The 13,657-nt window shown below is 55.3% G+C and carries 11 protein-coding genes; 5 read left to right on the forward strand and 6 right to left on the reverse strand.

Annotation, left to right across the window (positions count from 1 at the left end):
• The first annotated feature begins 795 nt into the window (after nucleotides 1-795).
• From nasA to MW046_RS15330, 5 genes are all read left to right on the forward strand, one after another.
• A complete protein-coding gene (nasA, locus tag MW046_RS15310) occupies nucleotides 796-2,838 on the forward strand; it encodes an assimilatory nitrate reductase NasA (protein WP_282190245.1) in 2,043 nt (680 codons plus the stop codon).
• Between the two features lie 366 nt (nucleotides 2,839-3,204).
• Complete coding sequence (locus tag MW046_RS15315; protein WP_247995421.1) at nucleotides 3,205-4,533, forward strand: MFS transporter; 1,329 nt, start codon at nucleotides 3,205-3,207, stop codon at nucleotides 4,531-4,533.
• Nucleotides 4,534-5,084: 551 nt separating this feature from the next.
• Nucleotides 5,085-6,851, forward strand: coding sequence for a nitrite/sulfite reductase (locus tag MW046_RS15320; RefSeq protein WP_247995422.1), 1,767 nt, complete (start codon nucleotides 5,085-5,087; stop codon nucleotides 6,849-6,851).
• A 447-nt stretch (nucleotides 6,852-7,298) separates the two neighbouring features.
• Nucleotides 7,299-8,486 (forward strand): ABC transporter substrate-binding protein, encoded by a 1,188-nt coding sequence (locus MW046_RS15325; protein WP_247995423.1) that lies wholly within the window; start codon nucleotides 7,299-7,301, stop codon nucleotides 8,484-8,486.
• 142 nt (nucleotides 8,487-8,628) lie between these two features.
• On the forward strand, nucleotides 8,629-8,865 hold the full coding sequence (locus MW046_RS15330; RefSeq protein WP_247995424.1) for a hypothetical protein: 237 nt from the start codon (nucleotides 8,629-8,631) through the stop codon (nucleotides 8,863-8,865).
• A gap of 66 nt (nucleotides 8,866-8,931) precedes the next feature.
• On the opposite strand, the gene MW046_RS15335 is transcribed toward MW046_RS15330, so the two are convergent.
• From MW046_RS15335 to MW046_RS15360, 6 genes are all read right to left on the reverse strand, one after another.
• Entirely contained in the window at nucleotides 8,932-9,294 is a 363-nt protein-coding gene (locus MW046_RS15335; protein WP_247995425.1) for a DoxX family protein, read from the reverse strand.
• Between the two features lie 4 nt (nucleotides 9,295-9,298).
• Nucleotides 9,299-9,895, reverse strand: coding sequence for a carboxymuconolactone decarboxylase family protein (locus MW046_RS15340; protein ID WP_247995426.1), 597 nt, complete (start codon nucleotides 9,893-9,895; stop codon nucleotides 9,299-9,301).
• Nucleotides 9,896-10,008: 113 nt separating this feature from the next.
• Nucleotides 10,009-10,632 carry a helix-turn-helix domain-containing protein gene (locus MW046_RS15345; protein WP_247995427.1) on the reverse strand — a complete coding sequence of 208 codons (624 nt, stop codon included), beginning with the start codon at nucleotides 10,630-10,632 and terminating at the stop codon, nucleotides 10,009-10,011.
• 866 nt (nucleotides 10,633-11,498) lie between these two features.
• A complete protein-coding gene (locus tag MW046_RS15350) occupies nucleotides 11,499-12,506 on the reverse strand; it encodes a M48 family metalloprotease (protein WP_247995428.1) in 1,008 nt (335 codons plus the stop codon).
• A gap of 557 nt (nucleotides 12,507-13,063) precedes the next feature.
• Nucleotides 13,064-13,303, reverse strand: coding sequence for a hypothetical protein (locus tag MW046_RS15355; RefSeq protein WP_247995429.1), 240 nt, complete (start codon nucleotides 13,301-13,303; stop codon nucleotides 13,064-13,066).
• Nucleotides 13,304-13,411: 108 nt separating this feature from the next.
• Nucleotides 13,412-13,618, reverse strand: a complete 207-nt coding sequence (locus tag MW046_RS15360; protein ID WP_247995430.1) for a hypothetical protein — start codon at nucleotides 13,616-13,618, stop codon at nucleotides 13,412-13,414.
• Nucleotides 13,619-13,657: the final 39 nt, after the last annotated feature.

Genomic DNA, 13,657 nt, shown 5'->3' on the forward strand with positions numbered 1-13,657 from the left:
GTACCTCACAAGACGTCCTCAGGCAACCGATACCGACGCCTATTCTGTACCGGAGCGGTCGGACTGCTAACCGGCTCTGTGTAGTACTGATACTGTATAACTGTAGACCGGCGGAAGATACCGAGTTCGACCGAACGGTTAGGAAGTATTGGTGCACGATCGAAAGTAAAGCGACACCTCTCAAAGCTCAATCTACACTGATATTCAAGGTCCTCCGGTTTCTCGATAGAATATGGCCGACAGAAGCACGTTCTCACTTTGCGAATGGAGGAAGAGACATCGGGAGTACTAGTTAGCGTATTGGGATTACAGTAGTATAGTCGTAAAGGCCATCTATAGACTTATTATTGATCGCTATTCCTAAAGGAACTACAACGAGTTCATTATTGATAAATTAATTTTGAAAAGGTAGTAGATATTCTATTTCTACCTTAATTCGTGTACAAGTCCTACTACTGAGACTACGACTACACACTGAATGGATACAGAATGAAGATGGCACATTCACTCGCATCCATCAACTACGGCTGTATGCCTGATTCTCATGAATCGGTAACGGTATTCGTGGCATTGACTCGCTAGATATCTGCCAGAAAAAGAGATGTCGGAGCCCGCCGGTAACCGCTGAATGAGGAATGGACAGATGCGATCTAAGCAACCATAGAAATGTATTTTATAAAGAGATATCATTTTATAATTCTCATTCTTACGTATAGATATGGGAATAGTGTTTGGATATACTCGAAAAATGCTTATAAGCAAACAAATGGGCGCTCAAATTGCGCGTGGTATCGTGTGAGTGAGTGGGTTCCGACGACGTGTATGCGGTGTGCTGTCGGCTGTGGTCATATGCACCAGGGAGCTGACATCGGCTACGGCATCGATATCGTCCGGGGGGATCCTGCCCACCCGGTCAATCAAGGGTTAGCGTGTGCACGAGGCATCCGAGAGAGCAAGAATCCCAACGGTGAGTGGCTCACTCGTCCCTTAGTCCGCAGCGACGGTAAGTTGCAGCAGACAACCTGGGACGTGGCGCTTGCCCGCACAGTTGCGGGGTTGCGCGAGGCCCAGAGCCAGGGCCCAGATAGCGTTGCCGTCCTTGGCAGCGGCCAGCAGACCAATGAAGCCGCCTACATGCTCGGAAAGGTTGCCCGTGGTGGCTTTGGGACCCGCAATTACGACGCGAACACCACGCTCTGTATGGCCAGCGCGGTGACAGCATACTACCAAGCCTTCGGCAGTGATGCTCCGCCTTGTACCTATGCCGATATCGATACGGCTGAAGGACACGTTATCTGGGGAGCAAATCCCGCGGTCGCTCACCCGGTGCTGTTCCGCTGGATTCGACAGGCCGCTAGCGAGAACGGTGAACTCGTCGTTGTGGATCCGGTGCGCTCTGAAACGGCAGAGAACGCTGAACATCATGTCGCGCCCGCACCCGGTAAAGATCTCGCGTTGGCACGAGCAGTACTAGCTCACATCGTTGAGACTGATCGTGTCGACACGGCATTCGTCGAGGCAGCGACCGACGGGTTCGATGCTCTTCTCTCTGCGCTTCCTGATGCGAAGACGGCCGCTAGCGACGCCGGAGTTACGATGGCTGACGTGGACCTCCTCGCCACTACACTTGATCACCGGACACTCATCTACTGGGGGATGGGCATCAACCAGCACGTTCAAGGAACTGAGACGTCGCGGGCACTCATCGACCTGACGATGGCGACAGGGAACCTCCGGCCCGGTAGCGGGCCATTCTCGCTGACAGGACAAGCTAACTCGATGGGGACTCGAATATGCTCCTCGAAGGGAACCTGGCCCGGCCAGCGAGCGTTTGAAGCCCCGTATCACCGGCGGATTATCGCCGACTGCTGGGGAATTCCAGTCGATCGTCTCCCCGACGACTCCGGACCGGGCCCTGTCGGTATTCTCGAGACGAACCCTGACGCCATCTGGACGGTCGCGACAAATCCCGTCGCCGGAATGCCTGACACCGACGCCGCCCGTACAGCGCTTGAAGACGCGTTCGTCGTCGCGCAGGACGCGTTCCACACGGAGACGACCGCTGTCGCCGACGTAGTTCTCCCAGCGGCAACGTGGGGTGAGTCCGAGGGCACGACGACGAACATGGAGCGGACAATCTCACGGGTGCGGGCGGCTACCGACCTTCCAACTGGTGTGCGCACGGACCTTGACCTTATTGCGACGATCGGGACTCGGCTGTTTCCCGAGTTCATTAAGGATCCCTCACCGGACCCGTCGGCAGTCTTCGACGAGTTCACCGCGCTGACTGAGGGAACTGTCGCTGACTGCTCAGGGATCACCTACGAGCGTCTGGAGGAGGAGCATGCCGTCCGCTGGCCTGCTCCTGACGAAGAGAGTACCGGTGGCTACCGCTACTACGACGACGCGTCGTGGTCGTTCCCGACCGCCTCTGGCAACGCCCAATTCTCGATCGGTCAACAGGAACCACTTCCAGAACCAACTAACGACGAGTACTCGCTGGTACTGACGACGGCCCGTGAGGCTGACGGGTACAATACTGGTGTCCGTTCTCGCGGCGGTACGAGTAGCGAACTGGTCGCCCGTATCCACCCGGACACCGTCACACTCGACAACGACCGGGCCATCGTTGCCTCCCGGCGCGGATCGGTGACAGTCCGTGTCGATCGTGACGAGAGCATTCCCCGAGGAATGGTTTGGCTCCCTATCCACCACCCGGCCACCAATCGACTGACGCTCTCCGATCGAGACCCCCAATCCAACGAACCGCACTTCAAACAGTGTGCTGTCCGGCTGGCCGCACCAGAGGCAGAGGTATCGCCGGTGACAGCTGACTGACGACATCGACCACTCTTTTACATGACGTGAACGCTGAGACTCTGATGTGCGGTACGCATGTCCTCTTACAAGCTACTATCACACTAGCGTCACATTACACACGGAGTGTTCAAATGCATCCAGTTATCACTTCGCTAGCTGGACGGTCGATAATCGTGCAGAGATGACCCACGATTTGAAGATGGTCGTATATTCAGTTAGTATGGGCATCTAGTCTATTTTGTCAACAAGTATCGTTATTATGTGCCCGTACAACCGTATTACTATGGTAAAGTTATGGGAAATCTATATTAATACAGGATCAATAGACGAACGGTCGATACATACCGATTATGTGATTGATATGGATGAAATGGAGACGATCTCATGAGTCTGGTTAAGATGACCAAACACCGGACGTTAGTGCTGGCAACCGTCGGATTCAACTTCTCGTTTCTCATCTGGTTCTCGTTTGCCCCGTTTACCGGTCCGATTGCTGATGCGTTCGGACTGTCGCTGGCGGACATCGGCATTCTTTCGAGTGCGGCCATCTGGTTGGCCCCGCTTGGACGTGTTCTGACCGGGTGGCTCTCGGACAAATTTGGCGCGCCCACGGTGTTCGCCATCGTGCTGGCCTACGTCGGGCTGTTCTCGATGGCGAGCGCGTTCGCCCAGTCGTACACTGTCTTTTTCGTTGAACGGCTTATCGTGGCGACGGCCGGTATCACCTTCGTTATCGGGATTCAGCACGTCTCCGAGTGGTTCGAAGAAGAACAGCTGGGGACTGTTGAAGGAATCTACGCCGGTATCGGGAACGCCGGAGCCGCTGCGGGGGCGCTCATCCTGCCGCGTGTCTTCCCGGCGAGCTGGAGCGGGCCGTTGTTCCAGACCAACTGGCGGGCCGCTTTCTTCTATACCGGTGTCATCTCCACCATCCTCGCCGTCGCGTATTATGCGTTCGGCGAGGCCGCAAAGAGCGAGGAGAAGCGTCAGGCGACGAAAGAGAGTGCGAGCTTTGGGGGCTGGGTCTACACTGCCACACGATACGGGACCGTCGTCCTCGCGCTGGCCTATGTGATGAGTTTCGGGCTGGAGCTGTCGATGAACGGGTGGCTGGCTACCTACTACCGCGAGGGATTTAACACCAACAATCTCGTGCTGGCGAGCACCTTCGCGGCGATGTTCTCCATCGCAGCGGGACTGCTTCGTCCCCTTGGAGGCTACGTCAGCGACCATCTCGCTCGTGAGCAGAGAAATATCCTCCCGGTCTTCACCGGCCGCTATCGCGAGCAGTGGACGTTCGTCTCGCTGTGTTTTATCGTCCTAATGATGGTTGGGATGACGCTAGCAGGTCTCTCCGGTAATGTATTGCTCGCGGTAGGTGCTGGCTTTCTCGTCGGCATGGGGTGCGCTATGGCCGAGGGGTCCATCTTTGCGCAGGTACCGGCACTGTTCCCCAATAGCTCTGGTGCTGTCGCGGGCGTCGTTGGTGGCGTTGGGTCTGTCGGTGGTATCATCTATCCGCTGGTGTATTCGGCATCGATCCTTCCGAACTTACACGTGGGCTACTCCATCGTTGCTGTTTCGATGATACCCATCGTGTTGCTGACAGCGTGGGTGTTCCAGCCGACGGTCGCACGCGTCGCGACCGAAGCTGGCTTTGTCGGCGAAGGCGAGCAGCCAAAGACGGAACCAGTATCTAGCAGGAACGACTGACAGAGGCCCGGCGATTATCCTCAAGAGCGAGTGTTAGCCAGCGAGCACGACCCGGTAACGCAGAACTGAACAGCGGCGCAGTACCTACAGCAACGGATGGCGGCGACTGTTAGTAACGGTCTCTAGGGTAATGTCATTGTATATCACGGTGTTCCATTGGATCCAAACCATCATCCAACTTTGCTGTATCAACTCTTGATCATCGCTATCCTTGATCCAGTGCTAACACGGGATAGGAAACATCGACATCCCTGCACAGCGTTACGCAGTCCAGACGTGGGCAACAGAACATCTTCCCAGCGAATTGATGTCAACCGATCCCGTCTCGTCTTGTGGTTTATTTGATTGACTTCGGCTCGATTAAACACATAATACGCCTACTAGCCGGTATTATTTTGGACAGACGTGTGGCCTACCACCAGTATTGTTTATTCATTCAATGGGTAGCGTTATGATCATACAAACAGAGGATATAAACGTAGAATAGGTGGTGTTCAATCATATATGACTAAGATAAGACTACGATCGTCCGTATCTACGGTGATCTAACCATGGTACACAAGAAAGAGGACATCAAAGACGAGCTGTACGGTGACGCTGTCCGGGAGAAACTCGAGGAGTTTGCTGAGCGAGGGTGGACGTCTATTCCCGAAGACGAACGTGAAGAGTGGTTTTCCCGGTTCAAGTTCTGGGGCGTGTTTCACCACCGCGGTGGCCAGGAATCATATTTCATGCTGCGATTGACCAACTGCGGAGGGATACTGGAGCCGGGGCAACTACAAGCCATTGGTGAGGTTGCTCGCGACTACGGGCAAGGTCCAGCTGCAAACCCTGAATTCGGCAATGGATGGATCGACCTCACGACCCGGCAGTCGATCCAGCTGCACTGGATCAAGTTAGAAGACATCCCCGAGATATGGGACAAGTTGGAGGCAGTTGGTGTATCTTCCCGATCAGCGGGGGGAGACACGATGCGAAATATCTCCGGTTGTCCGGTCGCGGGGAAGGCTGACGAGTACATCGAATCTCGTCCCCTTCTCGACGCCATTCAAGAATCCATCCGCAACGATGACGAGCTCTGTAATATGCCTCGGAAGTTCAACATCTCCGTAACCGGCTGTCGGGAGGGATGTGCTCAAGACAGCATCAACGATATCGGTCTCGAACCCGCCCACAAATTCATTGGTGACGATGATACGAAAGGATTTAACGTCCGTGTTGGCGGCGGACTCGGTGGTCGTAACCCCCGTAAAGCACGCTCACTGGATCTGTTCATTCGGCCAGAACACGCTGTCGAGACAGTTCGAGCCTTCGTTGAGCTGTATCACGAGGAGGGAGACCGGCAAAACCGCTCGAAAAACCGAGCCCGCTTTTTCGTTGATGAGTGGGGCCCCGAGAAGATTCGCGACGCACTGGATGAGCGACTGGACTTCGATTTCGAGGCTGCAGGCACGGACTTCCGTGGCGAATACACGTACAATGCAGGTAGGTCCAGCGAACAGAGCGCTCACGATCACGTTGGCGTCTACGATCAGACGGATGGAAACAACTACGTTGGCCTCTCAGTCCCAGTCGGACGACTTCCGGCCAAGGGCGCAATCGAACTTGCCGGCCTCGCTGACGAATACGGCTCCGGCGAGATACGGCTGACTCGGCGGCAGAATCCGCTTATCATGGACGTTCCCGATGGGAAGCTGGACGCCCTGCTTGACGAGCCTCTCCTAGAAACGTATTCCCCGACACCGAATCCATTCACTCAGGGCGCGATGGCCTGCACCGGAACGGAGTTTTGCTCATTGGCGCTCACCGAAACCAAGGCGCGGATGGCTCGGCTGTTGCGGTGGCTTGGTGAGAACGTTGAGGTACCGGAGGATGTCGACCGCATCAAGCTCCACTTCTCGGGCTGTACGGCTGACTGTGGGCAGGCGATGACCGCCGACATCGGACTTCAGGGGATGCGTGCCCGAAAGGACGGTCAGATGGTAGAGGCGATGGATGTCGGGGTCGGCGGTGGTATCGGTAAGGATCCCAGCTTTATCGAGTGGGTCCGGCAACGCGTGCCCGCTGACGAGGTGCCAGGGATGCTCCGAAATCTCATCGAGGCGTTTGCAGCGCTCCGCACTGAAGGGCAGCCATTCCGCGAGTGGATCGACGCGACTGGGCACGAGACTATCGTCGAATTGGCCAAACCGGAGGAAGTAGAAGGATACGAGGATCCATGCCTGACCGATGGTAAGCAGTCGTGGTACCCGTTCGCCGATGGTGAAAGTCCCGCACCGACCGACGCCGACGGCCAGCCGATCTCGGCGGATGACTGATCACAATCAGTGGGATCGCGATCGAACTCCCTATCAGCTGGGTGGAATGGATACCGACTCTCGAAATTGTCAGTCACTGGGATACAGTGGTTGAGTGTCTCGACGCCACGGCTGCTCAGAACGGTACCGCTCGGCAAAAATCGGGATTCTAAATCTTCGCTACCTGTCGGATACAACAAAGTGAACGCTGCGTTAGCTTTGAGAAATCATCCGTCCAATTCGATTTCTTCGGCTGTTGTCGACATGCATTAAATAGCTCACCGAAGCGAGTGACTGGGTGTCGCGGAGTTCACGGTACCCGACAGTGAATGCCTTCTTCGTGGGATTACACTTCCCGAAGGTGACCTATCTATCCATCTATCAGGATGTTATATCTGATCACCCCGTCGGGTTTTGGCTAGCCAAAAAACCGAAACGGCTATGTTGTTTTAGGCAGACCTAATCCTCATGGAACACGAGGTCGCGGCACGCAAGGCACCGACACGGCGAGAGACGATCAAAGGCGGTGGCGCGCTCATCAGCGGAGGCCTACTCGCCGGGTGTGCTAGCGAGAGCGATCCTAGTGGTGGAACGAACGGCTCAAACAGTTCCGGTGGTGCAAACACGATGGCCAGCGATAGCGGGAACCCGTACTCGGTCACGATGGCACCGATGGGTGACGTCGAATTCGAGAACGTCCCAAAGGGATGGGTCGCGAACAACGGGAGCTGGGCGGACATGGGGATCGCGCTCGGACAGGATCCACCGAAGGGTCTCTGGCGACCCAACCGGTATCATACCCATATTTATGACGATATTTCGGGAGTCGATGTGGATTGGCGAGATCTCGATGAGTTGTGGGGAGAATCACTCAGCAAGGAACTGTTCTATGGGATCGGGGCCGATGTTCACGTGTTCGATCCAGAATTCGTCTTGAGTCGATCGAAGTGGGAACAGGCTGACATCGATGAAATTCGCGAGAATGTCGGGCCGATTTTCGGGAATAGCATTTACTCTCGCGCATTCCAGTGGCACGATCATCAGTATTACTCCCTCTATGAGGCGTTCGAGAAACTCGCACAGGTCTTCGGACAGGAGCAACGGTATCGTGCGTTCAAACGACTGCACGATGAGTTTATCGGCCGGGTGCAAGATCGACTTCCACCGAAATCTGAACGCCCATCCGTTGCAATACTCCTCGCCACCTCGAATGAGCCTGAGAAGTTCTATCCGTACCCGATTAACAAGGGAACGTCGTACAAACAATGGCGCGATCTCGGCGTCACGAGTGCTCTCAGGGAAGCTGGAATCAAGGATTATTACGTGTCCGGCGGGACGATCGACTACGAGACGATCCTCGAAATCGATCCGGATGTACTCCTCATGTGGGACGGTCGCGGTCGGTTCGAGCGCATGTCTCTCCAAAAATTCCAGAATACCCTAGTTTCGTTCATGAAGGGTCACGAGGTGGCGAGCCAGTTGACCGCTGTCAAAAACGATGATGTGTACCGTGGTGCCGGAATATATCAAGGACCGATCATCAATCTCGCGTGGACCGAACGCGGTGCATGGCAGTTGTATCCCGACGAATTCGACCGCGATGAACAGTTGTTCGACCGAAAACGTGTCGCGGATATTATCAACGGGAATGTCTAATCATGACCGACAGTGAAACGATTCGACAGCGGCTCCAACACGGAACTTGTATCAGGAGAGGCAGCGCACTCATCGACACCGGAATAGATGAACAGTTCGTCAGACAGATCGGCGACATCGGCACGATTCGGCTGAGGCTTGGATGGTTGGATGGCACGCCCGAACATCGATCAGGGCCTTGGAGGCTGCACAGACGGTTTTCGAGCACACTGACCGACAGATAGAGATACAAGGGAACGAGATCGCTCGATCCGACCGGCAACTGCCTGTCGATGACGATATCTCCCTTGGTGAGGTACCCAGCAGACCGGCGACGGGCAGCGTGACGTACCCTCGTGTCGTGCAGTCCGTCCGGAGCCATTGGTTTTGCCGGGAATAACGACTGTACCGCACTGAAGTTATTTACCCTGTGTCTACGTCACTGATGGCCTTTCCCAGTAGCGATTCACGAGACTACGTTTAACACCAATGTGACCACGGCCAGCAGAAGGTACACGTGCTGCCCACTGAATGAGTAATCGCCAGCGAGCAGGTGAACGATGGAGGCACCAACAAAGTACACAACGAGGCCGACTGCAGCGGCCGTTCCGATCGCTGGCACTGGCGCGCCGATGCCGATCAGTAGTCCGAGTGCGCCTGCCGCTTTCAGGGTACCCAGCATGGGCAGCCACGATTTCTTCACGTTTACCTCGTCCATGGATTCGAGAATGGCCTCTGGGGGGCGAAAGAAGGCTGCCGCCGAGATGCCAACGGCAATGATAGTTAGAATATTGACGTATGTGGTGGCTGTGGATATACTGAGTGACATGATTTTATTCTCGTACGTTTTGCACGGGAGTTCGTTCATCATGTTCCATCTGTGTCTCCGACTTAGCGATCGCGCACAGACCGTCAGATTCGATTTCGAGCGGAATATTAACGAGATTAGTGTAGTTTTGGAACGCATTCAGCCACGTGATTTCGACGATCTCCCGATCGTTGAAATGATTGTGGAGTTCTTCGAACGTGGCGTCGGAGACGTTCTTGTGGCGCGTGACTTCCTCTACATACGCCAGCGCCGCGCATTCCCGATCAGAGAAGAGGGGGTTCGTCTCATACTCCGCGAGCGCGTTGAATTTCTCCATCCTGAAGTTCTCGCGGATTGCCTCCGACTGCACGAGGTCCACACAAAAGCCACACCCGTTGATCTCCGAGGTAAGCATTCCCACCATGAGCTTGAGTTCAGACTCAAGCTGAATCCTCTTGTGGAATTTCTGGAGCTCGCGGTTGAGTCTTAGAGATCCCGGCATACGTGCGGTCACGACTTTCACCGGGGTCGTTACTGTGCCGAACTTCCGCCGCATCATCCAATAGCTGAACCGCATTTTGAGACTATCGGGCGTCTCGATCGGCTCTAGTCTCGCACCCATAGATCTACGTACGGAAGCGTGGGAGATGGATGTTCACTGCAACATGTTCCACCCAGCAGTTAATCACAGAAGTCCCGAGCGAACAACCCAGTGTTCCCTACACAACCGTCGATCTACTCGATCGGCTCTGCGAAGAACTTCTTGATAACCTTCCCTTCGGCATTGTGGAGAACCCTGCTCGCCGTCGATTTGCCAACATCAAGTACGGCCGCAAGATCGGTCAGCGAACACTTGCGGGGGCTGTCGTAGTAGCCGTGCTGGAGGGCCTCGATCATGAATCGCCGTTGGCGGTCGGTCAACAGATCCATCGGATCTGTCGTTTGTGTGACTAAGACGACTTCATACGTGAACCTAGCGTTCTCGAACTCGTTTTTGAGTTGTGACAGCCGCTCGTGTGAGGTCGTCAGGTCAAACGTTATCCATCCATCTCGAAGGGTGAGCGGAAATTGCACGAGGGTTCCGGAGGCCAAGACTGCGCGAAGTGGTGGTGGAATGGACGGCATCTCATACTGGATCAGAACGGACTGTTCGTCGGTATGGAGCACTTCATAGGTAATCGGAGCCTCATCGAAATCCCGAAGGACAGCCTGATGATTCTCAGTTGGTGTCTCAAACGCGACGAAGAGTCCATCATCCATGGGAAAGGCAGCGAGTATCCGGAATACCTCGTCAGGATGGTCGGTTGAAAACTCGAACGCGCCCTCCGGGAGTTTGAACTTCAATCGGGTGTGGGGCATCTACCTCCCCGTTCGATTCCCGGCCACTTCTATTTGACACAAACATGCTCTTCCTAATGCCAATGAGTACTGTCTAGCTGAGCCAGTTTGAGGAACGAGCAGATCGTTGAGTATCTTGTTTAGAGATGCTCGCAGACCTGCTCAACGAAAGCGACTTCACGAACGGATGGAGGTTACAACACGTCGTGTACCAGCTCCAACGGTGGCTACACTAACACCAATTCCGAAGGCAAATATGACGAGTATGGGTATGAAACTAAGCCCAGCGGGCTCATAACTAGGAACAAGATTAAAATAAAGCCAGATGCCAAGTGAGAGTTCCAGTCCGAGCACGGCCATAACTGGCATCAGTGCACTCACGATGAGACCATCATTGAGATAGGCACTGACTAGTGCCAACGTGCCTGCTATGATCGGAACAGAAGGCACGATCACCAAAAACGTAAACGGGAGACCTTCATACACTGGAAAGCTTGTGTACACTACGAAACTAGCGAAGAAAATCACTGCAGCAAGGATGAGATACTGTCGTGTGCGGTGCCTGTCCCGACCGAAGAGGATGGAAGAGTTCACATAACTCATGATAGACTTATTTGTATTTCATCTATAAATAATTTGGTATCGTCCGTCCAGAAGGAATTCCCTTTCCACGGTTTGGCGATCTGAGCACTTACTCAGACGATCGATTTCACACTGATGTACTGACAGACGATGTATCTGCTCCGCTCACAGCAACGCTGACAGCGCTTCGTCCTAGCACGTGCTGGACTCCTCAGAGAATACACTCCCTGTGAGCGTGCTATCGCTTGGAGGTAAGGAAGAGATCGTTATTGACGTATTATACGATAAACAATGTTTTAACCCGTCTACGTCCCGTGTTCGCGTTCGAGGGACTTGAGACGATCGATGCGCTCATCAGTCGCCGGGTGGGTGGCCCGTGTCGGGCGGAAGTATCGTTCGTTCAGCCGACGACAGACACGCCGGACCGGGAGCCGAAAGCTCCAGAAGATAGGCCAGCCGTCCTGGTAGGTGAGTTTCGGCCATGGCGTCCCCCGCTCGTCGGGAATGATCGACAACGAAGCGAGCGCCGCTTCACGAGCATCCCGGTCTGGTGCTGAGGGAACGTCACCGTCAAGCGTCTTGAGGGCGCTTGCCAGCGCCGCAGGATCACCAACCAACGCACTCGCGCCACGATCGGCGGCGAGTTCTCGCGAGCGAGACAGCGCGGCGACCAACAGGCGGCCGATTCCCCAGAAGGCATACGAGGCGAGCGCAACCGCGACCAAGGCGATGTGGACCCCGCCGCTGTGCTGGAGCGTCCGTCCGAGGGTCCGTGCACTCGCCAGGGGGAGTTCAGCGAGCGTCATCACGGTCGCATCGCGGTTTTTGATGTGTGCGAGTTCGTGAGCGAGGACAGCCTCCAACTCGTCGGCGTCAAGTACGTCGAGTAACCCCGTCGAGACGACGAGCTTGGTATCGTCGGTCGAGAGGCCAGTCGTCATCGCCAATGGGCGCTTGCGGTCGGTAACATGAACCGACGGCACCGGGAGATCGGCGGCCTGTGCGAGTCGCGTAACCGTCGCGTGGAGGTCGGGATACGTCTCTGGGCCAACGGCCGCAGCGTCGAACGTCTCTACGGCGTCCTTGTCCAGTGCCCGCCACAAAATGACGACGCTGGCGAGGAGTGTCGCCATGCCACCGAGAGCGAGCCAGAGTTCGAAGGAGCCTCCGAGGCCGAACAGTCCGCTGAGCCACTCCAACCCCCACGCCAGCACGGCAGCGACACCAGTGGCGAACGCGATAGTGAGTGCTGCGAGTGCGAACAGGGTTAGTGCCATCCGTCGACGAAGATGTCGATCAAGGGACCAGTCCATACTTTGCTTTCGTAACAGTACAATATAAAGATTCACATCATCCTCGTAGACGAGGGCATCGGGGTCGTACGGGCTCTGATATCAACGACGGTGGACCGAACATCGTGATAGCGCCACTGGCTCTTTAAGTAGTTCTGGCGATAAGGTGAAGATATAGACGGATTCCGTGGCTTTCTCAGTGACGTGTTCTGTTCGAGTTAGCTGAGTGACTGCTAGTGAGGAGACGATGCGCTATCCAGCCGGGGTGTCTCATCCAGCTCCATCCATTTCGAAGAGTGTTGCCTCAACTGGCCTATCGAGACGGGTCCGATCGTCCGTGGAACTCGTCGTTGCCCCTCGAATATGGGCGCCCCAGAGCAGACACAAGATCGACGCTCTATGACGGATCCCTCTCAGTCGAGGGCTCTCTGCTGGCGTGTCCATCGGGACCGAGTGCTCACACTGCTCGTGTCCGTTGAGAGATCTACCACCCACCAGTTTTCGTGAGAAAACAGGCCGTACAGACTGTCTCTCCGTGCAATTAAGGGGGTAGTGGGTCTGGCAGACGATCCCGACCGTTATCCTTCTCCTCCCAATTCTGCGAGTGTAAGAAGAAGGCCTGGAATAAGCAGTAAAATGAGACCCCCAACGATCAGGACGAGAGGGAGCACGAGGAGCCCCATGTCCGTTCCCAACCAGAGTCCGAACCCACCAAGGATAGCGAGAAGGCCGATAAGACGGAGGAGCCAGACGAAAACACCTTCGAGTTCCGAATCTTCGACCGTGTCCATGACATCGAGGATATCGTCCATTGACATGTATTCTTCATGGCTGTAGCCTCATATATCCCAGCGCCTGCGCTGTCGCCAACAACTGTACCTATACCGTAACGACTGGTGTATCAACGGAGCGTCTACCGGCGTGTCTCATTTTATCCCGTTCTCTCGTTGGGACGGTAACCGGTGATCTGTGAGGCCGTTCGACGTGCTGGGAGAGTAGTCGCTCGATGATGCTTGTGGTTCAGTCACGACCGTCCAACCGAAGGGCAACTGCCCGGTTCGACGCACAGCCCCCGATCCGTCAGCGAGATCGTTGACGATCTCAACGTTCCAGAGCGCACCGCCTACGTCCACACTAGAAGACGCTGCTTGAAGCTTCGGTCCCTCGGAGCA

Origin of the sequence: Halocatena salina, from assembly GCF_023115355.1 — an archaeon.
Lineage (GTDB): Archaea > Halobacteriota > Halobacteria > Halobacteriales > Haloarculaceae > Halocatena > Halocatena salina.

Excerpts from the sequence above, each read along its gene's own strand:
- MW046_RS15315 (WP_247995421.1), top strand. The coding sequence starts at position 3,205 with ATGAGTCTGGTTAAGATGACCAAACACCGGACGTTAGTGCTGGCAACC.
- MW046_RS15320 (WP_247995422.1), top strand. The coding sequence starts at position 5,085 with ATGGTACACAAGAAAGAGGACATCAAAGACGAGCTGTACGGTGACGCT.
- MW046_RS15325 (WP_247995423.1), top strand. The coding sequence starts at position 7,299 with ATGGAACACGAGGTCGCGGCACGCAAGGCACCGACACGGCGAGAGACG.
- MW046_RS15330 (WP_247995424.1), top strand. The coding sequence starts at position 8,629 with ATGGTTGGATGGCACGCCCGAACATCGATCAGGGCCTTGGAGGCTGCA.
- MW046_RS15335 (WP_247995425.1), bottom strand. The coding sequence starts at position 9,294 with ATGTCACTCAGTATATCCACAGCCACCACATACGTCAATATTCTAACT.
- MW046_RS15340 (WP_247995426.1), bottom strand. The coding sequence starts at position 9,895 with ATGGGTGCGAGACTAGAGCCGATCGAGACGCCCGATAGTCTCAAAATG.
- MW046_RS15345 (WP_247995427.1), bottom strand. The coding sequence starts at position 10,632 with ATGCCCCACACCCGATTGAAGTTCAAACTCCCGGAGGGCGCGTTCGAG.
- MW046_RS15350 (WP_247995428.1), bottom strand. The coding sequence starts at position 12,506 with ATGGACTGGTCCCTTGATCGACATCTTCGTCGACGGATGGCACTAACC.
- MW046_RS15355 (WP_247995429.1), bottom strand. The coding sequence starts at position 13,303 with ATGTCAATGGACGATATCCTCGATGTCATGGACACGGTCGAAGATTCG.